Annotated in this window: 14 protein-coding genes; 6 read left to right on the forward strand and 8 right to left on the reverse strand. The window is 69.0% G+C overall.

Annotation, left to right across the window (positions count from 1 at the left end; genetic code table 11):
• Nucleotides 1-28 precede the first annotated feature (28 nt).
• Entirely contained in the window at nucleotides 29-1,717 is a 1,689-nt protein-coding gene (locus E8A74_RS22340; RefSeq protein ID WP_136931074.1) for a choice-of-anchor Q domain-containing protein, read from the forward strand.
• Nucleotides 1,718-1,742: 25 nt separating this feature from the next.
• Here the strand turns inward: E8A74_RS22340 and E8A74_RS22345 are convergent, their stop codons facing one another.
• From E8A74_RS22345 to E8A74_RS22360, 4 genes are all read right to left on the reverse strand, one after another.
• Nucleotides 1,743-3,062 carry a GAF domain-containing sensor histidine kinase gene (locus E8A74_RS22345; RefSeq protein ID WP_211365424.1) on the reverse strand — a complete coding sequence of 440 codons (1,320 nt, stop codon included), beginning with the start codon at nucleotides 3,060-3,062 and terminating at the stop codon, nucleotides 1,743-1,745.
• 109 nt (nucleotides 3,063-3,171) lie between these two features.
• Nucleotides 3,172-4,770, reverse strand: coding sequence for a L,D-transpeptidase (locus E8A74_RS22350; protein WP_136931076.1), 1,599 nt, complete (start codon nucleotides 4,768-4,770; stop codon nucleotides 3,172-3,174).
• A complete protein-coding gene (locus tag E8A74_RS22355; protein WP_136931077.1) occupies nucleotides 4,767-5,708 on the reverse strand; it encodes a type 1 glutamine amidotransferase family protein in 942 nt (313 codons plus the stop codon). The genes E8A74_RS22350 and E8A74_RS22355 overlap by 4 nt, the downstream gene beginning before the upstream one ends.
• Before the next feature lie 62 nt (nucleotides 5,709-5,770).
• Nucleotides 5,771-6,355, reverse strand: a complete 585-nt coding sequence (locus E8A74_RS22360; protein ID WP_136931078.1) for a hypothetical protein — start codon at nucleotides 6,353-6,355, stop codon at nucleotides 5,771-5,773.
• Between the two features lie 112 nt (nucleotides 6,356-6,467).
• Between E8A74_RS22360 and E8A74_RS22365 the strand changes: the two genes are divergently transcribed.
• Complete coding sequence (locus E8A74_RS22365) at nucleotides 6,468-8,672, forward strand: prolyl oligopeptidase family serine peptidase (RefSeq protein ID WP_136931079.1); 2,205 nt, start codon at nucleotides 6,468-6,470, stop codon at nucleotides 8,670-8,672.
• A gap of 37 nt (nucleotides 8,673-8,709) precedes the next feature.
• Here E8A74_RS22365 and E8A74_RS22370 read toward each other — a convergent pair whose 3' ends face one another.
• A complete protein-coding gene (locus tag E8A74_RS22370) occupies nucleotides 8,710-9,591 on the reverse strand; it encodes an HU family DNA-binding protein (protein ID WP_136931080.1) in 882 nt (293 codons plus the stop codon).
• 150 nt (nucleotides 9,592-9,741) lie between these two features.
• Here E8A74_RS22370 and E8A74_RS55575 point away from each other — a divergent pair, with 150 nt between their 5' ends.
• The 3 genes from E8A74_RS55575 to E8A74_RS22380 all read left to right on the forward strand — a co-directional run bounded on the left by E8A74_RS55575 (nucleotide 9,742) and on the right by E8A74_RS22380 (nucleotide 14,801).
• Entirely contained in the window at nucleotides 9,742-9,864 is a 123-nt protein-coding gene (locus E8A74_RS55575) for a hypothetical protein (protein WP_269749887.1), read from the forward strand.
• Nucleotides 9,865-10,048: 184 nt separating this feature from the next.
• Entirely contained in the window at nucleotides 10,049-12,046 is a 1,998-nt protein-coding gene (locus tag E8A74_RS22375) for a hypothetical protein (RefSeq protein ID WP_136931081.1), read from the forward strand.
• 154 nt (nucleotides 12,047-12,200) lie between these two features.
• Complete coding sequence (locus tag E8A74_RS22380; protein WP_136931082.1) at nucleotides 12,201-14,801, forward strand: FG-GAP-like repeat-containing protein; 2,601 nt, start codon at nucleotides 12,201-12,203, stop codon at nucleotides 14,799-14,801.
• A gap of 71 nt (nucleotides 14,802-14,872) precedes the next feature.
• Here the strand turns inward: E8A74_RS22380 and E8A74_RS22385 are convergent, their stop codons facing one another.
• Nucleotides 14,873-16,183 carry a Kelch repeat-containing protein gene (locus E8A74_RS22385; RefSeq protein ID WP_136931083.1) on the reverse strand — a complete coding sequence of 437 codons (1,311 nt, stop codon included), beginning with the start codon at nucleotides 16,181-16,183 and terminating at the stop codon, nucleotides 14,873-14,875.
• Nucleotides 16,184-16,428: 245 nt separating this feature from the next.
• Between E8A74_RS22385 and E8A74_RS22390 the strand changes: the two genes are divergently transcribed.
• Nucleotides 16,429-17,178, forward strand: a complete 750-nt coding sequence (locus E8A74_RS22390; RefSeq protein ID WP_170229290.1) for a metallophosphoesterase family protein — start codon at nucleotides 16,429-16,431, stop codon at nucleotides 17,176-17,178.
• Between the two features lies 1 nt (nucleotide 17,179).
• Here E8A74_RS22390 and E8A74_RS22395 read toward each other — a convergent pair whose 3' ends face one another.
• Nucleotides 17,180-18,877 carry a carboxylesterase/lipase family protein gene (locus tag E8A74_RS22395; protein WP_136931085.1) on the reverse strand — a complete coding sequence of 566 codons (1,698 nt, stop codon included), beginning with the start codon at nucleotides 18,875-18,877 and terminating at the stop codon, nucleotides 17,180-17,182.
• Between the two features lie 16 nt (nucleotides 18,878-18,893).
• Nucleotides 18,894-20,216 carry a monooxygenase gene (locus E8A74_RS22400; protein WP_136931086.1) on the reverse strand — a complete coding sequence of 441 codons (1,323 nt, stop codon included), beginning with the start codon at nucleotides 20,214-20,216 and terminating at the stop codon, nucleotides 18,894-18,896.
• Between the last annotated feature and the right edge of the window lie 90 nt (nucleotides 20,217-20,306).

Consider the following 20,306-nt stretch of genomic DNA (forward strand, 5'->3'; position numbering starts at 1 on the left):
GGATGGACAGGAACCGCGGAGGTCCTCCATGCGATCTTTCTTTTCGTCCATCACCCTCGCCACGCTCGCCTGCACCACCCTGCTCACCGCTTGCGGAGGCAATGGCGGCAAAGTCGAAAGCGGGAGCGGCGCCGGAAGCGGCAGCGGCGGCGCAGGCGGCAGCGGCGGCGGCAGCGGCGGCGCAGGCGGCAGCGGCGGCGCAGGCGGCAGCACCCCGATGGGCTGCGAGCCGCCGAACGAGCTTGCCGACGTCTCCAGCCCGACCACCGTCGTCGGCACGGGGACGCCCGCGAGCTGCACCGAAGCGGCGCTCGACGCGGCGATCACGAACGGCGGCGTCATCGTCTTCGATTGTGGCCCCGACCCGGCCACCATCGTCCTGAGCAAGGCGAAGACCATCCAATCCGATACCGTCGTCGACGGCGGCGGCCGCGTCACCTTGAGCGGCGACCAAAAGACCCGCATTTTCGAGATGGACACGAAAAACTTCGAGGCCACGAGCCCCACCCTCACCGTGCAGCGCCTCACGCTCCGGGACGGCAAAGCCTCGGGCACGGCCATTCCGCTCGGCACCGACGTCGACGGCGGCGGCGGCGCCATCTACCACGTCGGCGGCAACGTCAGCGTCGTCGATTGCGTTTTTCTGGACAACGAGGCCGCGCTGGAGGGCCCGGACGTCGCGGGCGGCGCCATTTCCAGCATCGGCCGGGGCACGCTCCGCGTCATGAGCAGCCGCTTCGCGGGCAACCGCGCCTCGAACGGCGGGGCCATCGGCGCGCTCGGCGCAGCGATCCTCATCGCGAACAGCACCCTCGAAGGAAACCGGGCCACGGGCTACGGCGCCAACTCCGTCGAGCCGAATGGCCAGCAGATCGGCCGCGGCGGCAATGGCGGCGCGATCTGCATGGATGGGCAAGGGCGGACGCTCTCGATCTGCGGCACGCTCGTCCAGAACAACCAGGGCCGCGCCTACGGCGGCGCGCTCTTTCGCACCGGCTACGAGACCGAACCCACGATCATCGATCGTTCGACCTTCGACGGGAACTCCATCGTGGATCAGAACGACGCCCCCGGAATGCCGAGCAGCGCCGGCGGCCTCTACATCCAGGGCACGCACGTCACGATGACCGCGTCGACGGTCTCGAACAACCAATCCGAGGCCGTCGCGGGCCTCTGGATCCTCGGCCACGGCGCGACGCCCGCCATCGCGGATCTCACGAACGTGACCCTCACGGGCAACACCACCTATCCCCGCGCCGATTTCACGACCCGTGGCATCGGCGGCGGCCTGTACATCGGCGATAAGACCACCGGCAAGCTCACGAACTGCACGATCGTCGGGAACGCGGCCCAGTTCGCCTCGGGCATCGCCAACGTCTCGAACCTCGAGCTCCACAACACGATCCTCCACAACGACGCCGAGAACCCGTACACCCCCCTCAACTGCACGGGCAGCGCCTACGCGCAGCCGCCCGGCACCGGGACGAACAACCTTCAATGGCCCATCGGGATCAAAGACGACATGGATTGCACGCCGGGCATCTCCCGCGTGGATCCGCTCCTCGGCGACCTCGCCGACAACGGCGGCCCCACACGGACGATCGCGCCCCAGGCGGCGAGCCCCGCGATCGGCGCGGGCACCAATTGCCCGCCCACCGATCAACGGGGCAACCCCCGCAATCCGGCGCAATGCACGCTCGGCGCTTACGAACCCTGACGCTTTCGACCGCGCGTGCCCCCGGTCAACTCGCGCCGGCGCGAACGACCGGGAGCCGGAAGCAGAACCGGCTCCCCCGCGGCACGTTGTCTTCGATCCAGCTCGTGCCGCCGTGCGCCTCGACGGCCATTTTGCAAAAGGCGAGTCCGAGCCCCCAACCGGTGCGGCCCTTCTCTTCGACCCGCACGTACCGGTCGAAAATGCACTGACGCATCTCGACCGGGACCCCGGGGCCCTCGTCGCAGATCGCGACCGTCACCCACGCGGCGTCCGCATGCGCCTCGATGCGCACCGTGCTCTTCGTGGGGCTGTGACGAATCGCGTTGTCGACGAGGTTCTGCAGCGTGCGTCCGAGGAGCTCTCGATCGGCCCAGAGCGCGCCCTCGGGCACATCACACGACACCTCGATCCCCTGCTCGCGTTTTTCGGCGAGCGGCAAGAGCTGCTCGCGAATCTCGGCGATGAGCCCGCCGAGATCCACGACAGCGTAACGCGGCACGAGCCTGCCCTCCTCGCTCTGGGCGATATCGAGCACGCTCGCCGCCGTGCGGACGATGCGCTCCGCCGAGGAAAACACGACGCCCCAGCGGCGCCGCTCCGCGGGCCCGAGGTCGGGGCTCCGGAGCTGCAAAGAAGCGGCGAGCACGATGGCGGCGGCGGGGCTCTTGAGATCGTGCACGACGAGCGCGCTCAGCGCCTCCTTTTGCCGCTGAAGCTCGAGCAGGGCCGCGTGCTCCTCGGCGAGCCTTTGGCTCTTCTCCTCGAGCTCGCGCGTCCGGTCCTGCACGCGTTTCTCCAGCTCGGCGTAGACCTCGACATTCTCCATCGCCACCGAGGTGCTATTGGCGAGCGCCTGGAGGAGCGCGAGCTCGTACGGCGTCGTCAGGTGCCGCGTCGCCCAGTAATTGCCGATGGCGCCGATGGGCGCCTTCGTCCGGATGGGCACCATGCACAGGCTCTTCACGAACGTCGGCCGATACGCCTCGAAAGGGATGCGCGGATCCTCGTAGATGTCCTCGATGACGACGGCCTCGCGGTGGATCATCGACCAGCCGCTGATGCACGCGGTCATCGGGAATCGCCGGCCTTTCCAGAGCGGCTCGATGGCGTTCTCCTCCGCGTAGTAGCAGAGGTCGCCGTCCCGCAGGACGAACGTCGCGCCGTCGGCGCCGGTCAGCTCCCGGGCCGCCTTCCGCACGACCTCCATGAGGGCCGGCATGTCGCGCACGAGCGACAGATCCTGGACGACGCCGACGAGCGAGACCGGCGAAGGCTCCCGCCCCTCCGCCCGCGCGCCCTCCCCGAGGCGCGCGGGCTCGATCAGACTGCCAACAGCAGCCGTCATCTTCATTTGATACGGCAGAGCCAAGGCCGTGACAAGCTCGTGTTCAGGCATGCCGTTCGATGGGGACCCACCTCGATCCACCCGCCAAAGGACGAGGACCCCTGCTTGCTCACCGCCGAAGGACGATCCAGGTCCCCGGCGCGCTCGGGCGCGCGTCCGCGCTCGACCAGCCGTCGGGGACGGGCGGGTCGGTCCAGGCAAACACGATCGACGCGTCCTCGAGCGAGAGGTTGATGCAGCCGCCGCTCTTCGGGCTGCCGAAATCCTCGTGCCAGTATGCCGCGTGAATCGCGAAGGGGTTTCGGAAGTATTGCACCCAGGGCACGTCGGCGATCCAGAACTTCGAGGGATCCGGCGTCGCCTCGTCCGTGAGCTGCGCCGCGCGGTATTTCACGGCGATCCGGTAACTCCCGAGCGGCGAGAAGGCCCCGCGGACGAGCTCCTCCGTGGTCGCCTTCGGCGACTCCGTCACGCCGCCCGCGCCCGGCGACATCAACGTCGAATACACCGCGCGGCGCCCTTCGAAGAGCGTCATCGTCCCGCGCGCGAGCGAGACGTCGATCCATTTCTCGTCGGACCCGACCCTCCGGGGCCACGCCTCCGGCTCGGCGACCACGGAAATGTCTCGCGCCCGCGCGTACGTCGGCCCCGGCTCGCGTGTCTCCCAGTAAAGATCCCCCTCGTGCGGGATGGATGTCCCCGACAGCCGCACGAACGTGCGCGGCGCCCAGGTCTCGCTCGTCGCGACGAATGCGCCGCTCTCCTCGCGTTTGTACTTCGTCCGCGCCGCCTTGCGGAACCAGCCGATCGGTAGTGGATTCGTGGTGCCGATGGCGACCCCGTGGAAGGCGCTCGGGCGGAAGGGACGCATGCGATCGGCGGGGACGAGGGTCAGATCGGGCGCGAGCAGGAAGGCGCGTCCTTCGACATCGAACGCGTGCGAATACGAGAGCATGGATCCGTGCGGGATCTCCTTGCGCACGAGGCCGCCGCGCCGGCCCGCGGGCACGGGCGCCTCCTTTCCACCAAGCAAAAACGCCGGAATGGGATCCCGCGGCGGCGTGGGCGCGAGATCGGCGAGATCCTCGTGCCCGTCCCTCGAGCGGCGGACCCGCGCGAGGTCCGCCACGGGCCGCAGCCGCCGCTCGGTCCGCTCCTGCTCGCTCGACGTCGGGACCCGGCCGTACATCGGTGCCCGCGTGGAAAACGCGTAGTCGTACGGACGCGGGCCCTCCCGCGGGGCGGCGAGCGCGAGGGCGCGGAAGCGGGCATCGTCGAGGTCGCGGGTGATCGTCTCGTCCTCGCAGATGAACCCGCGGGGCGCGACGGGGTAAAAGCGGCCGCTCTTGCAGCCGCCGAGCTGCGAAGGCGGCACCTCGACGGGCTCGTCGCTCGTGAGGACGACGGTCGTCCCCGGACGAACCTCGCCGATCCGGCGCTTTCGGGAGCGATCCTCGTAGATGAAGGTGGTGAAGCCGATGGAGCCGAGGCGCGGCGGCTCGTCGTCCGCCGGCGCTTCCGCCGGCGCGTCCGCCGCCGCATCCGCATCCGCTGCCGCGTCCGCTACCGCATCCGCATCCGCATCCGCATCCGCTGCCGCATCCGCACCCGCTCCCGCCCCCGCGCCCGCGTCAGGCATGGGCGCGGCCTTGGGGCCGCCGCAGCCGGCCGCGAGCGCGAAGAGGAGCGTGAGGCGGGCTTGGATCAATGCGAGGCGAGGATCTCCGCGATGCTCGCGTACCGGCTCGGCGCGCGCGTGCCGTAGTGCAGGAGCCCGCCGCCGGCCGTCATCCACGACTCGTCGAAGCGGCCGTCGGGGGACTGGATCCGCACGAGGTGATCCCCGTTGTCGAACGCCCAGTGCCGGCCGTGCGGATCGAAGTGATCGATGAGCGCGCCCTGGCGCGTGCGGATGTGGAACTGATCCGACGGGATGTCCCACGTCCGGTCCACGACGAACTCGTAGATCTGCCAGATGTTGCCCGAGGGCAGCACGCCCCAGTCCGTGTTCAGGCCCGCGTCGTTCGGCAGGCCGAAGACCCGGTAGTCCCCGAAGCGCCGCGCCGCGTCCCAGAGATCGCCGTTGCGGCTCGCGTCGTGGTGCAGCGTGATCATCGACTTGCGCACCAGGCCAAAACCCTTCGTGTCCGTATAGTCGTCGTACGTGCGCCGGAAGATGTGCTCGCAGAGCTGATCGGCGCCCGCCGAAAAGCCCACCGTGAGCAGGCCACGCGCCTTGCGCTCGTGCAGGATCCGCCCGAACAGCCCGGGCTCGCCGTTGAAGCGCGCGCCGAGCTCCTTGTAGCGGTGCAGCCCCGTCACGCTGTGACCGCCGCCGAGGATCACGACCTCCGACGACCACAGATAATGCCAGAACGTCTCGACGTCCTCGCCGCGCAGGCCGCTGTTCCAGTAAAACGGCAGGTACTCGAGGCCAAACCGGTCGTAGAAGCTGAAGAAATACCGGAAGTTGCCCCAGGCGAACTCCTGGCGTTCGTACTCGCTCCCGTTCTGCGGGGTCTCGGACATCGGAAGGAACAGGATCCGCCTGTTGTCCTCGCCGCGCAGCGCGCGCTGCACGATGAAGTGATCGTGGATCAGGTCGGAGCGGTCGTGCGAGCTGTAGACGAGCGAGGTGCCTTTCATGATCGGGGCAGAGTAGAGTCCCGGAAGGCGCCGTTCGTCAAGGCGATCGTGACGGAACGTGATCAGTCCATGAAGAGCATCAAGGAGAGCGCGGAGAGGCGCTCGGCGTCGCTCCATGTGGACAAGCCGCGGCCGACCTGCAGCTCCACCTCCTCCGGCTGCCAGCGCCCGTCACAACGCTTGCGCCCCACGTACACCGGTCCGCGGCGCCCGAGGTCGAGCTCACACGGCCCGAGCACCACACGCGCGCGCTCGTCGCTCAGCGCGACCTCCACGTTCCTCCCGTAGACGAGCCCGCGCGCCGTCACCACGCGCTCTTCGCGCGCGATGGCGAGCTCGAACGGCAGCGACGACGCGAGCCCGCGCACGCGATCGCCCTCGATGCGCATGTCGACGAGCCGACCGTAGACGCGCCCGCGCAGCGCGTGATCGTCGGCGTCGGTGTAGCGGCCGAGGTTCACGTCGAGCCCGAGCACCCCGCCCGCGTTCACCTGACCGCCGATGACCTCGCGGCCATGGCTGAAGACGGCGAAACGATTGTAGTCCCGGGGTTCGTCGTAGAGCTCCTCTTGCGAGGGGAAGTTCGACGGAACCGCACACCCCAGGGGAACGACGAGCGCGAAAAGCGACAACATCCACGTTCGCACGAGCACCTCCCTCGGCCGGTTACGCTCGGGCAAGCCGAGCTACAGCCCGGCGATTCTGCCACGGGATGCAGCCCTTGAAAACCCTCGCGACGCGTGAGCATCATGCGCGCCGATGAAGCACTCGCGCCCCTCCCCTCTCGCCGTTCTGCCCGTGCTCCTCGCCGCCTGCGCCGGCGCGCCGCCGGCCCCGCCCGAAGGCGGCGAGGGCGCGCCCCCGCCCCCGCCCGCGACGGCGACCGCCGAAGTCAAACCCGACGCGCCCGCGAACAAGGCCGCGTTCCCCTACCCGAAGACGCGCAAGGTCGACGCGGCGGACACGTTCTTCGGCGTGAAGGTGGCCGATCCGTACCGGTGGCTCGAAGACGAGCGTTCGCCCGAGGTGCAAGCGTGGGTGAAGGCCCAGGACGAGCTCGCCCGCGCCGAGCTCGCGAAGCTGCCGAAGCGCGAGGCGCTCGCCGAAAAGCTCCGCGCGCTCTCGTACCTCGAATTCGTGAGCCCGCCGCTCCGCCGCGGGAAACGTTCGTTCTGGTCGCACCGGCCCGCCGACAAGGAGAAGAGCACGATCTACTGGCGCGAAGGGGAGAAGGGCGAACAGCGGGTCTTGATCGACGTCGCCTCGCTCAGCGCCGATGGCTCGACGTCGCTCGGCGCGTGGGTGCCCTCGTACGACGGCAAATGGGTCGCGTACATCGCGCACCCGAACAACGCGGACGCGGGGGAGCTCCGCGTGCGTGAGGTCGCGACGGGCAAGGACAGCACGATCGACACGATCCCGGGCGCCGAATACGCCCACCCGCTCTGGACGCCGAAGGGCGACGGGTTTTACTACGTCTCGATCCCGGTGGATTCGAAGATCCCGGCCTCCGAGCTGCCGGGGTACTCCGAGGTGCGCTTCCACAGCCTCGGCAAGAAGGCGGACACGGACACGGTCGTGCTGCCGAAGAACGGCGATCCCGAGACCGAGCTCGAAGCGCGGCTCTCGCGTGACGGCCATTTCCTCGTGGTCAACGTCCTGCACGGCGGCAACGTGAGCGGCATCAAGTTCCTCGACCTGCGCAAGAAGGGCGCGGCCTGGGTCGATCTCGTGAAGGGCTACGAGGGCTCGATGAACGCCTTCGCCTACAAGAACGTGATTTACCTCCGCACCACGGAGGGCTCGCCGCGTGGCCGCATCTTTGCCATCGATCCGGCCAAACCCGCGCGTGATCAGTGGAAGGAGATCGTGCCCGAGTCGAAGGACGCGGTGCTCCAGGAAGCGTCGATCGTCGGCGGCCACCTCGCGCTCGACTACCTACGCAAGGCGTCGAGCGAGATCGAGGTCTGGACCACGGCGGGCAAGAAGGTGCACGCGATCAAGTTGCCCGGCATCGGCACGACGAGTGGCCTCCTCGGCGAGCCGGACGAGGATCGCGCCTACTACGTGTTCACCTCGTTCACCTACCCGACCTCGATCTTCGAGGCGAGCATCAAGACCGGCGAGAGCAAGCTCTGGTACGCGCTCAAAGCGCCCGTCGATCCGGCGCCGTACGTGGTCGAGCAGGTCTTCTACCCGTCGAAGGACGGCACGCAGGTCTCGATGTTCGTCGTCCGCAAGAAGGACGCCCCGAAAAACGGCACGACGCCCTTCCTCCTCACGGGCTACGGCGGCTTCAACATCAGCAAGACGCCGGCCTTCTCGCCGATGCTCTACACGTGGCTGGAGAACGGCGGCGGCCTCGCCCTGCCGAACCTGCGCGGCGGCGCGGAATACGGCGAGGAATGGCACCGCGGCGGGATGCTGACGAAAAAGCAAAACGTATTCGACGATTTCATCGCCGCGGCCGAGTGGCTGGTCAAGGAAAAGCTCACCGCGACGGACCGGCTCGTCGTGTATGGCGGATCGAACGGCGGTCTGCTCGTCGGCGCCGTGGCGAACCAGCGGCCGGACCTCTTCAGCGCCGTGCTTTGCGCGGTGCCCGTGCTCGACATGATCCGGTATCCGCTCTTCGGCGACGGGAAGACGTGGGTCTCCGAGTATGGCTCGCCCAAGGAGGAGAGCCTGTTCAAGGCGCTCTTCGCGTATTCGCCGTACCACAACGTCAAGCCCGGGGCGAAGTACCCGGCGTTCTTGATGTTGTCGGCGGACGCGGATGATCGCGTGCATCCGCTGCACGCATGGAAGACGACGGCGGCGCTGCAGGCGGCGCAGGCGGGGGATCCGCCGGTCCTGATGCGCGTGGAGAAACATTCGGGGCACGGCGGCGCGGATATGGTGAAGAGCCGCGTGGAGCAGGCCGTCGATATGCTCGCGTTCGCGTTCGGGCACGTGGCGCACTGAGAGAGAGGCGGCAGCGGCGACGGTTGCCGCTGCTGCGTCATCCCTTCAGCAAATTCTCGGTCGCGCCGAGGAGCTCGACGTCCGTCGGGACCGGCTCGGCGCCAGTCGTGCCGTACCGCTGCGCGAGGACGCGAGCCTGCGCGTCTTCGCGTTCCGCGACTTCGACAATCACGGCATCGTACGAAAGACCGTAGTTGCGCCGAAGCTCGGCATTGTAGGCGAGAGCGTATCGCGCCGCGTCGAGGGTGCGGACGAACGCGCGCGCATGGTCCACGAGGCGCTCGTCCTCGCCTTCGACTTCGAGGAACCGAACGAGCTTCGTATCGAGCGCACCGGGGGCCTCCATCATGACGAACGGATACGTCTGCGCCGACGGATCGGAGGTCGCCCTCGCGTGGTCGAACGCGCGAGCCGCCAGAAGCTCCAATGGATGGTTTCTTTCGAGGGGAACGGGCGCTGCGAACTCTTCACGCAACGCGCCCTTGAGCACGATGCTCGGCTTGAACGAGAGGCGTCGCTTTCCCCCCTTCTTCTCGATGCGAAGTTCTCCGAGCCCGGACACCTTGACGACATTCTTGCTCGAAAGTGCGGCGACGAGATGCGCGTGAAGGTTGGGACAGGAAACGGTCGGGCCTCCCCCTGTCGCCTCTCCCTGCTCGGCCGAGCGGGGCGCCGATGCATCGTCGACAGCGTCGAGCGTGACCGCCTCCAGGAGTGCCTTCGAGGGAACGAAGCGCGGATCGAGCCGCCGCGGTACGAAAAGGGGCCGGCCGCTGCTCGGCACCACGGAGATGTGGGGGGGAGCCTCGACGCACGCGAAGGAGCCGAAGCTCGTTTCCACCCTGCCCGACGGCCGCCGGAGCGACGCCGCGAGCATTCCGCATAACTCGTTCAGCTCCTGGGCGATGTCGGGTTTCACGAGGGCCTCCCGGTCGGGTCCCAACGTAGCTCATCGTAGCCCGCCTGCGGGCAACGGAGGGTTCGCGTCCACGCGAACGACGAGGGCGACGACGCGAGCGGGGGTTCGTGTTCACGCGAACGACGAGGGCGAAGGCGCGAGTGGGGGTTCGTGTTCACGCGAACGACGAGGGCGAAGGCGCGAGGGAAGGCTCGTGTCCACGCGAGCGACGACGCGCCCGTGCACGTCGACACGCTGGTGGGGATCGGGCTCTTCTTGTCGAGCACACGGTGAACCTCGATAACTTCGCGACCGCCGAGGGGCGCTTCGTCGCGGCGATTTGACCAAACCGTGGCCTCCAGCGGAGCATAACGATCGAAGTCGGACACGGGTTTGGCCATGCAATACCCATGACGGCCACGCGCGTGCCCTTTTTGCCCGTTGCTCCCGGCCGCCCGCTGGGGCATAGGCCGCGCCCATGGGCTCCTTCTTCACCAACGTGCATGTCCGCCTCCCCCAGGGGACCTCGCTCGAGCCGCTCCGCGCCGCGCTGATCGCCGCCGCCGAGGAAGAGGGCGCGGAGCTCTGCGCCGAGGGCGCGGAGCCGGACCGGACCGTGCTGATCCTCGGGCCGAACGAACATGGCTGGGTGTCCCTTTACGACGAGCGTACCGAGGGCCAGGACCAGGCGCGGCTCGACGAGCTCGCCGCGCTCACCTCGCGCGCGCTGGGCGCGCCCGCCCTCACCGTGCTCGTGCACGACAGCGACGTGCTTTGTATGGACCTCTTCGACAAGGGCGCCTGCGTCGACCGATACAATAGCCATCCGAGTTATTTCGGCGAGGAGGTCGACGCGGGGGACGCCGAGGATCTTTCGGGACACCCGGAGCGGTGGGTGAAGGGCTTCGCGCTGGCCCTCTCGGCCGCGGATCTCCGCGCCATCTGGAGCGGCAACGCGCTCTTCGCGGAGGCCACGCTGGCCGAGACGGCGCGCGCCCTGGGTGCACCACCGGAGCAAATGGGCGTGGGGTACCGGTATCTGGACGAGCAGACCCGGGCGAAGGCGACGGCGCTTCGCTTCCGGCTGCGCGAGCGGCCGGGGTACGAGGCCGCCGCCGCGGGGCCGACGGTGCTCGTGGCGCAGACGGTCGGGGAGAACGTGCCGGCGAGATTCGCGGTGGGCGACGAAGTGCGCGTATCGTTGACCACGCACAACCAGGGCGGGCCGTCACAGGGATTGCTGGTGGCGGCCTGGGGCGAGGCGATCACGCAGGGTCTCGTGAAGGTGGAGCACTTCGAGGTGCTCGTTGGTGATGTGCGCGCGGGCGCGCAGCACGAGATGGTGACGCCCTCGGCGCGCGAGCACCAGGGCAGCACGATGGCAGTGGCCGAGCTGAAGGAGGCCGTCTTGCCTGCGGGCGTGCCCGGGGGCTTTCATGCAATGGCGCCCGGCGGGGACTGGCAGCGCGCCTTCGCGGCCATGCAACGGGCGCAGGTGCACGTGAACGTGGTGGGCCGGGTGGTCTCCGCGGGCGCGGCGGCGCTCCACGTGGGATTGGTGCCGCTCGCGCATCGCGAGGGGCAGACGTCGATCACCTACGAGCTGACCCTGGACGCGCCTCTCTGGCGTCCGCTGCGCGCGGCGCCGGAAACACCCTCGCAAGTGCTCCTGCCGCTCTCGATGGGGCAGCTCTTGGTGGCATTCGTGGTCTTCCCCGACCGCAGCGAGGCCGTCGCCCAGCACGCGGCGCAGGCGTTCGAGAAGCTCGCGACGCTGGCGGCGAAAGCGTCGGCCTTCGATACCACCATGTTCCTCGCCGAGGCGGGCCGCCGTCCCGACACGAAATCGGCGCCGGGCAATGATTTTTTCGAGGGCGCGCGCTGGCGGGCGCTCGTCCAGGGAATGCGCGAGGAGCAGGTCGTCACGGTCCAAGCAAAAGAGGACATACACGCGCGCATGGCCCAGGCGGCGGCCACGGGCTTGATGCCCATGCCAGGGCTCGGGATCTCGTTCGGCGGCTCGATCCTGCCGCAAGAGGAGCCGGAGACCACGGTGCTCAGCTTGTGGGTGAACGTCACGGAGCTCGCCGAGGCGCGAGGTTCCGCGGCACGGGCGCACCTCGTCGAGGTGGTGGAGGGCGCCCTGGAGCGGCTGGGCGCGCTGCAAGGGTTTCTCGCGCGCTGGGGGACGGCGCCGTCGAACAGCCTGGACACGACGCCGTACGAGGTGGCGTGTGGCATTCACCGGGGCACGCTGCGCCCGAGCTGGGCCTCGCGCTGGCTGCGCGCGGTGGGGAGCGAGGTGACGTGGATCGGGGCGCCGCTGCTCGCGCATCTGGACGCGGCGTCCCGGGAGAGGCTCGCGCAGGTGGCGGACGTCCGCGCGGGGACAGAATGGCTGCGCGTGGAGGCGCGGCCGGGGGAATCGCTGACGGAGATCGAGCGGGCGCTCGCGGCGTTGCTCCCGGAGCGTTGAGGAAGCCGCGCGGCCGTGGCGTCGGGGGGACGACGCACCGACGGCGCGCGCGGATCAAAAAACGCACGGCTGTGCAAAAAGCGCAACCTTCCGGTCCGACCCCGGCGATGGCCGTCGCGAGCGCGTGTGCACTTCGGCTAGGATGCGCGCACCAATGACATCCTCCTCTTCCATTTCCATGAATGCAGCCACGTTGAAGGTGGTCGGGCGGCTCGGCTGCTGGGCCCTCGGCCTCGGGGTGATGCTCGGGTCGACGGGGTGCGAGATCATCGCCCGCATCGATCGCAGCGAGATCGACCAAGGCACCAGCGGCACGAGCGCGGTCTGCGGCGACGGCGCCCTCGCCGCGCCGGAGACCTGCGACGACGGCAACAAGACGAGCGGCGATGGCTGCTCCAGCGACTGCAAGGTCGAGAGCGGCTGGACCTGCACCGAGCAGCCGAGCACGTGCACGAACGTCGACGACTGCACCCCGAACCCCTGCCAGAACGGCGGCACCTGCACCGACGGCGTCGACAGCTACACGTGCGAGTGCGCACCCGGCTTCACCGGGACGAACTGCGAGACGAACGTCGACGGCTGCACCCCGAACCCCTGCCAGAACGGCGGCACCTGCACCGACAGCGTCGACGGCTACACGTGCGCGTGCGCGCCCGGCTTCACCGGGGCGAACTGCGAGACGAACGTCGACGACTGCACGCCCAACCCGTGCGAGAACGGCGGCACCTGCACCGACGGCGTCGACGGCTACACGTGCCAGTGCCCGACCGGCTTCACCGGGCCGAACTGCGAGACGAACGTCGACGACTGCACCCCGAACCCCTGCCTGAACGGCGGGACGTGCACCGACAGCGTCGACGGCTACACGTGCCAGTGCCCGACCGGCTTCACCGGGCCGAACTGCGAGACGAACGTCGACGACTGCACCCCGAACCCCTGCCAGAACGGCGGCACCTGCACCGACGGCGTCGACAGCTACACGTGCCAGTGCGCGACCGGCTTCACCGGGCCGAACTGCGAGACGAACGTCGACGACTGCACCCCGAACCCCTGCCAGAACGGCGGCACCTGCACCGACAGCGTCGGCGGGTACACGTGCCAGTGCCCGACCGGCTTCACGGGGGCGAGCTGCGAGACGAACATCGACGACTGCGCGCCCAACCCCTGCCAGAACGGCGGCACCTGCACCGACGGCATCAACAGCTACACGTGCCAGTGCGCGGCGGGCTTCACGGGGACGCTCTGCGAGACGAACATCGACGACTGCACCCCGAACCCCTGCCAGAACGGCGGCACCTGCACCGACGGCATCAACAGCTACACGTGCCAGTGCGCGGCGGGCTTCTCCGGGGCGAGCTGCGAGACGAACATCGACGACTGCGCGCCGAACCCCTGCCAGAACGGCGGCACCTGCACCGACGGCATCAACGGCTACACGTGCCAATGCGCGCCCACGTACGCGGGGACCAACTGCGAGGCGTGCGCCGGCACCCTCGCGGACTGCAATGGGCTCGCGGCCGACGGCTGCGAGGCGAACCTCCAGAGCAGCGTCGACCACTGCAACGCGTGCAACCTCGCGTGCTCGATGGGCGACATCTGCTCGAATGGCGCGTGCCAGACGCCGCCCACCGGCCAGGTCCCCGGCACGCCGATCGACGTCCCGGCGACGCACACCCCGCTCGCTCCGGCCATCGCCGATGTGAACGGCGACGGCAGGCTCGACATCCTCGTGGCCAACGCCGAATCCGGCTCGGCGAGCACCCCCTCCGGCTCGGTCTCCGTTTTCTTCGGCAATGGCGACGCGACCGTCCAGGCGGAGGTCAATTATGCGGGCGCCCCGCTCTCCAGCAATGCGGTCGTGGCGGTCGACGTGGACGGCGACGGGTGGCTCGACGCCGTCACCGTCGACGGCCAGACCAACCTGCCCGCCACGAACGGGAACATCAGCGTCTACCGCAACCTCGGCGCGAGCGCGCCCGGGACCTTCGGCACGCTGACGAGCTTCACCACCGGCGCCCCGGGCTCGGTGCACCTCTGCGCCGGGGACTTCGACGGCAATGGGCAGATCGACATCGCCACCACCAGCGTGGTCTCGAACCAGGTGAGCGTGATGTTCGGCGACGGCGCGGGCAGCTTCGGCGCGCCCGTGCTCATCTCCATCCCCTCCACCGGCGGCGTCCAGTCGACCATTGCCTGTCGTGATCTGAGCGGCGACGGCCACCCCGATATCGTGGTGACGAGCCCGAGCTCCGCGCGCCTCTCGATCCTCATCAACCAGGGCGACGGCTCGTTCGCGGCCCCGGTCTCCTACACGAACGCGCTCAACGGCCAGACGGCTGGCATTGCCTTCGGCGACGCCGATGGCGACGGCACGCTCGACATCCTCGCGAATGGCGCAGCCGGCGCGTACCTCTTCTTCTTCAAAGGGAACGGCAACGGCACCGTCGCGAACGGCGTGCAGTCCGCCACGGGGGCCAGCGCAATCGCCAACTCGGCGCTGGGCGTCGTCGCCAGCGACTTCAACGGCGACGGCAAGCTCGACGCCTACATCCTGGCCACCACATCCGCGGGCGGCGTCCGCCCGATGACCGGCAACGGGAACGGGACCTTCTCCGCGGGCGCCTTCGTCGCGACCGGCGCGTCGCCCGGCCTCAACGCCATTGCCGTCGCGGATTTGGATGGGGATGGATACGACGATCTCATCCTGACGAACAAGGGCTCGGCCACCCTCACCGTGATCCCGAACGGACTCTGAGAGGGCGTTCCACGGGCGGCGCGAGGCATCCCTCGCCTCGCGCCGCAGCCTGGGGAACACCCTCGGAGATGTCAGCGGCGACGGCGGCGAAGAAGGAAGCCGAGACCGACGAGCGCGAGCCATCCGGGAGTCCCCGAGGAGCGCGGGGCGACCGCGCATTGCACGCCCCCGCCACCGGGAGGCGTACCTGCGCCGCTGCTGCTGCTGCCGCCGCTGCTGCTGCCGCTGCTGCTGCTGCTGCCGCCGCTGCTGCTTCCGCCGCCGCTTCCGCCGCCGCTTCCGCCGCCGCTTCCGCCGCCGCCGCCTGCGCCGCCGGCTCCACCGGCTCCACTCCCACGGCCATCCACGCACACGCCGTCCGTGCAATCACCACTCGCGCATTCATCGCCGATGACACATGCGGCGCCGAGGGCGGCATTGCCGAGCGGGTAGAGTTCCACGTTCGCCCAAATGGGTCCGCCGAACGCGTACGACTCTCCGCCGGCCACAACCAAACCGTGCCCCGGCACGAACGTGGCCGTGTGTCGCCAGCGGTTCACGGCCATGGGCGGGAGCAACGTCCAGGTCCCCGTCGTGGGATCATACACCTCCGCGGACGTGAGCGCCGTGCCGCCACCGAGGCCGCCGGTGACCATCACGCGCCCGCTCGGGAGCGACGTCATCGTATGCCCCCACCTCGCCTCGTTCATGGGCGCGATCTCGACCCACGTATTCGCGGCCGGATCATAGACCTCTGCCGCCGCCGTGGGCGGAAAGCCTCCCGCGACGAGCACGTTGCCGGACGGCAAGAGCGCGGCCGCGTGCTGGTAGCGGGCCGTGTGCATAGGCGAAACGAGGGTCCACGTATCGGTCGTGGGGTCGTACACCTCCGCCTCGGCCCGGGGCCATTGAATCTCGTCGCCCTCTTCCGTCGGGCCCCACGCCCGGCCGCCCGCGACGAGCACGCGCCCGGAAGGCAACGTCGTCGCCGTATGGCTGGCGCGGCGTTGATGCAGGCTTCGAACGAGGAGCGTTTGGCCCATGCGATCATAACGCCTCGAGGTACCCGACGTGTTGAAGTCCATCACTCCGCCCGTGGAGAGCACATCGCCGTCCGGGAGCGCGGTGAGTGTCATATCGTCGTCAAAAGAGGGGAGCTGGGGTTCTTCGATCCAGGTGTCGCTCACGGGGTCATACGTGTAGGCCTGCTCGATGTCGCAGACGATCCACAGGCCATCTGGGAGCAGAGCCCCTGTCACGAAACGCATGGAGGGCGCGGGATTTCGCGGCGTCCACGTACCGGTGGCCAGATCGAGCGCCTCGAACGAGGAGGGCCCGCCCACGGCGACCACGCCAATGCCCGGAAAAAACTCCGCCGCATGGCCGTGGCGTGCCACGCCCATGTCCGGCAGGCCCTGCCAGGACGGAGCCGCGAGCGCAGCGGACGAAACGAGCTAAAGGCAGAGAGGCGCGATGCAAGCAATGAAGGATTTACGGAGGTGCATGGATCTCCCCATGGGGGTCGAGATACGCCCCCCATTCCTGGTACGACGAGCGGCCACCGTGCATGGTCTGCGTGAGGACGTCAACACGAGAGCAAGCAAAAGCCCCTTGCCTTCCCCCCAGATCCCTGCTGCTCTCGCCGCCCATGCCCGGCCGCACCTTCGCCATTGGCGACATTCACGGCGACCTCGACGCGCTCCTGCGCCTCCTCGGCACCCTGCCTCCGCTCGACGCTGCCGACACCCTCGTCTTCGTCGGCGATTACCTCGATCGAGGTCCCCGCTCGGCCGACGTCGTCGCGCTCCTCCGCGCCCTGCCCTCGCAGACGCCCGCGAAGGTCGTCCTCCTCCGCGGCAATCACGAAGACGGCTGGCTCCGCGTCCTCGAGCGCGGCTGGCCCGAATTCGTCATTCCCCCGCAAAACGGCTGCCTCCCCACCCTCCGCTCCTTCCTCGGCCGACCCCAACCGGCCGAAGGCGAAGGCATGGCCGACGACGAGGTCGAGCCCCTCTTGAAAGGCACCTTTTTCCCGGCGGACGTCGTCGAATGGATGCAGGCGCTCCCGTACTGGTACGAGGACGAGCACGCGATTTACGTGCACGCGGCCCTGCCGAAGGGCCCGAACGGCTTCGAGCACCCTTCCACCACGCAGAAGCGCCTCGCGATGCTCTGGTGCCGCGACGATGAGTTCGTGCGCGACTACCGCGGCAAGCTCGTCCTTTTCGGGCACACGGCCACGAAATACCTCCCGCCCGAGCTCTCGGAGTATACGCCCGAGGACAAGGAGGACGCGTGGGTCGGCCCGTGCGTGATCGGGATCGACACGCGCTGCGGCAAGGGGGGTTTTCTGACGTGTGTGGAGCTGCCGTCCGGGCAGGTGTACGAGTCGCGCTGAGTCAGGGCGCTCCGGCGATCTGCTCCCAGGCGTCGCATTGCGCCTTGCGCACGCCCTCGCCGCTTGAAATCGGCGAATCGAGCACGATGTGCGAGTCCTTCTGCACGTCGTATTGCGGCCAGGGCGCGGCGCCGCTGCCGTTCGGATCTCCCTTCGCGGCGAAACGCCCCCAGTAGCCCATCATTGCGTCCGAGAGCGCGACGTCCTCGGGGGCCGGCGTGAAGAGCGCGATGTCCGTCAGCGTGTGGAAGACGTAAAGCAGCTCGACCGCGTGGGCCGCCGGGTTCTCGCCTTGCGCCGTCTTCGCCCGCCGCGTGAAGAAGTACCGATAGACGGCCTCGCTCTGGTTCCCCGCGACGGCCTGCGCGATGCTCCGGTTCGGGCAGTTGAAGCGCAGATCGGAGTAGAGCGCGACGAGCGCGTCCTGGGGTGTCGGGTAATCGCCGACCGGATACGCAGCGAGGACCTGGGGCGCGAGCGGGCCGAACGATTGCGTGACCACGGTCTCGAATTGCGCGGCCGTGGACACCTCGATCGCCATCCCCTTCGCGAGCTCCTCGCCGTTCGTTCCAATCACGAGCGGCACGTGGTTGTGCTCGCCCGCGGAGAACGTCGCGAGCGTCGCCTTGGGCAGCACGTGGCCGTCGATGACGGGGCCGTACTTGGCGGCATCCATCCCGATCGAGACGTTCCCGATCCCCACGGAGCCCGGCAGCTCCGCGAGCAGTTCCGCCGGCGTCTTGCCCCGCAGGCACACGAGTGTGTCCGCCGCGCTCCCGCAGGACGATGCAGCGACGCGCTCGCTCATCGCCGCCTCGGCGTCCTGCTTGGGCGTCGAGGTCGTGCCCCCGCTCTCGGCGAGCGCCGCGGCGAAGAGGCCCTTCGCGAGCGGCGAAGCCATGAGCGTGAGCGTGTTCAGCGCGCCGGCGGATTCGCCGAACAGGAGGACCTGCGCGGGATCCCCGCCGAACGCGGCGATGTTCTTCTGCACCCATTGCAGCGCGGCGATCTGATCCTGCAGACCGTAATTGCCGGACGCCGAGACAGGCGACTCCGCGGCGAGCTCGGGCAAGGCGAGGAAGCCGAGCACGCCGAGGCGATAGTTGATCGTCACGACCACGGCCTTTTGCGACTCGGCGAGGTCTTGACCATTGTAGAGCGGGGCGCCGCCGGGGAGGCTCTCGCTGCTCGCGCCCTGGATGTTGCCGCCGCCGTGCACGAAGAACAGGACGGGCAGCTTCGCGCTGTCCTCCGTGACGTCGGGGGCCCATACGTTGAGGGAGAGGCAATCCTCCTCGCCGATGGCCGTCTTCGTTTTTTCGTCGAACTGCGGGCATTTCGCGCCGAACGAGCTCGCGTCCCGCACGCCCTCCCAGCAGGCGGCGAGCTCGGGCGGCTTCCAGCGAAGGTCACCCACGGGCGGCGCCGCATACGGAATGCCGCGGTAGACCCAGCTCGCGCCTTCCATCTTGCCGCGGACGAGGCCGCTGTCCGTGGCGACGATGCCCGGATCGGAGGGCGTCTCCACCACGCAACGCGCGGAGTCGCCGCCGCTGCCGCCGCTGCCGCCGCTTCCGCCGCCGCCGCCGCTGCCGCCGCTGCCGCTGCTGCTGCTGCTGCCGCTGCTGCTGCAGGCGAGGAGGGCCGCTGCGAGCGGGACGAGCAGCGTCAAGGCCGAACGTGGGTGACCGAGGTTCATCGAGGTTCCTTCTTTCTCAGGGCGCGGCCTGGCATTCCGAGCTGACCGCCGGCAGCCCCCAGTGCCAGTTCGGGACCTGGACACGCGGGTAATAGGCGGCGAAGACGAAGCACATCTCGCTCGACGTGTCCTCGCCGAAGGTCACGTTCGAATTGCTCGGGTTTTGCCAGACGCAGCGCGTGGTGATGGTGTCGCCGGGGTTGATGGTGGTGCTCGTCATGTCCCAGTATTGATCGTCGAAGCTCCACGGCTCGCGGTGCGTCAGGTCGACGGCGGCTCCACTTCCCTTCTTGTGCTGGGCCGAGATGACCGTGCCGAGCTTGTGCATGTGCGGGCCGATCGCGAACGTGTTGAGCTTCGGGAAGCCCGCCGGGACCGTGAGGCTGCAGCTCAGGTCGAGGTCGCTGTGCGGCGGGATGTTGATCTTCGTCGTGCCGAACGCGAGGATGTCCGCGTCGTTCGGGCGCAGGTTCGTCGTCGTGCACAGGTCGAACCCGCTCAGATCCGTCTGGCCGTCGAGCGCCGTCAGGTTCGAGTAGTGCATTTGAATCATGTAATGGCCCGTGCCCTCGATCGGCAGGCCCGCCTCGGGCGGCAAGACGAGCGCCTGCGCGCCCGGCGCCCACACGCTGACGAGGCGCCCGCCCCCCGAATCGCCCGCGCCGCACGGCTTCGGCGTCGTGCCGTACGCCGACGGCACCTCGTACAAGAGCATGTGATGGACGATGACGTCGTTGTCGACGGCCGGCGCGATCGTCGTGATGTGCCGCTTCGATGGCACGACGGCGTCGGCGCCGAAACACACGTACGCGTCTTGCGTGAGCTTCGGCATGGTCCACGCGGTCTTCGGCCGGAGCAAGACATCGGGCGTGCACGAGGGGCCCGATCCGCCGCCGCCCCCTGCGCCGCCCGTGCCCGAGCACGACTCGCCCGAGGCCCCGGGCGCGCCGGCCGCGATCCACGCATCGAGGACGCCCTGCGAGGCCGGATCGAGCAAGCCCTTCGGCGGCATGGGCCGGGCCGCGTCGTGGATGCGCGTGCCCACGAGCTCGTGGACCTTTTTTGAAGGATCACTCTGCGCGCCGATGTGGAAATCAGCCGCCGTCACGAGGGCCATCGGCGCCCCGTATTTGGGCGGGGACCCGTGGCAGATCTGGCAATTCTCGGCCACGATCTCGGCCACGTCGCAAGGCAAGTCCGGGCCGCCGCCCATGCCGCCGTTCCCGCCGCCGCTCCCGCCTGCGCCGCCTTCGCCGCCCGGCGTCGCCGAGCCGCCGCCGCAGGCCCAAAGCAGGATCGGAATGAGGACCACGCCCGCTCGTAATCGTGTGTTCGTCATGAGGTGCTCCGTTCGCGAGCCCCCATGAGACACCGGAGACGGGCCGAACGTAAAGAGCCCACGGTGACCTTCGCCGGTGTATCCTCCGGC

The sequence above is a fragment of the Polyangium fumosum genome (assembly GCF_005144585.1).
GTDB classification, from domain to species: Bacteria; Myxococcota_A; Polyangia; order Polyangiales; family Polyangiaceae; genus Polyangium; species Polyangium fumosum.

Coding starts and splice junctions, on each gene's coding strand:
- E8A74_RS22340 (WP_136931074.1), top strand. CDS start 29: ATGCGATCTTTCTTTTCGTCCATCACCCTCGCCACGCTCGCCTGCACC.
- E8A74_RS22345 (WP_211365424.1), bottom strand. CDS start 3,062: ATGACGGCTGCTGTTGGCAGTCTGATCGAGCCCGCGCGCCTCGGGGAG.
- E8A74_RS22355 (WP_136931077.1), bottom strand. CDS start 5,708: ATGAAAGGCACCTCGCTCGTCTACAGCTCGCACGACCGCTCCGACCTG.
- E8A74_RS22365 (WP_136931079.1), top strand. CDS start 6,468: ATGAAGCACTCGCGCCCCTCCCCTCTCGCCGTTCTGCCCGTGCTCCTC.
- E8A74_RS22375 (WP_136931081.1), top strand. CDS start 10,049: ATGGGCTCCTTCTTCACCAACGTGCATGTCCGCCTCCCCCAGGGGACC.
- E8A74_RS22380 (WP_136931082.1), top strand. CDS start 12,201: ATGACATCCTCCTCTTCCATTTCCATGAATGCAGCCACGTTGAAGGTG.
- E8A74_RS22385 (WP_136931083.1), bottom strand. CDS start 16,183: ATGGGCGTGGCACGCCACGGCCATGCGGCGGAGTTTTTTCCGGGCATT.
- E8A74_RS22390 (WP_170229290.1), top strand. CDS start 16,429: ATGCCCGGCCGCACCTTCGCCATTGGCGACATTCACGGCGACCTCGAC.
- E8A74_RS22395 (WP_136931085.1), bottom strand. CDS start 18,877: ATGAACCTCGGTCACCCACGTTCGGCCTTGACGCTGCTCGTCCCGCTC.
- E8A74_RS22400 (WP_136931086.1), bottom strand. CDS start 20,216: ATGACGAACACACGATTACGAGCGGGCGTGGTCCTCATTCCGATCCTG.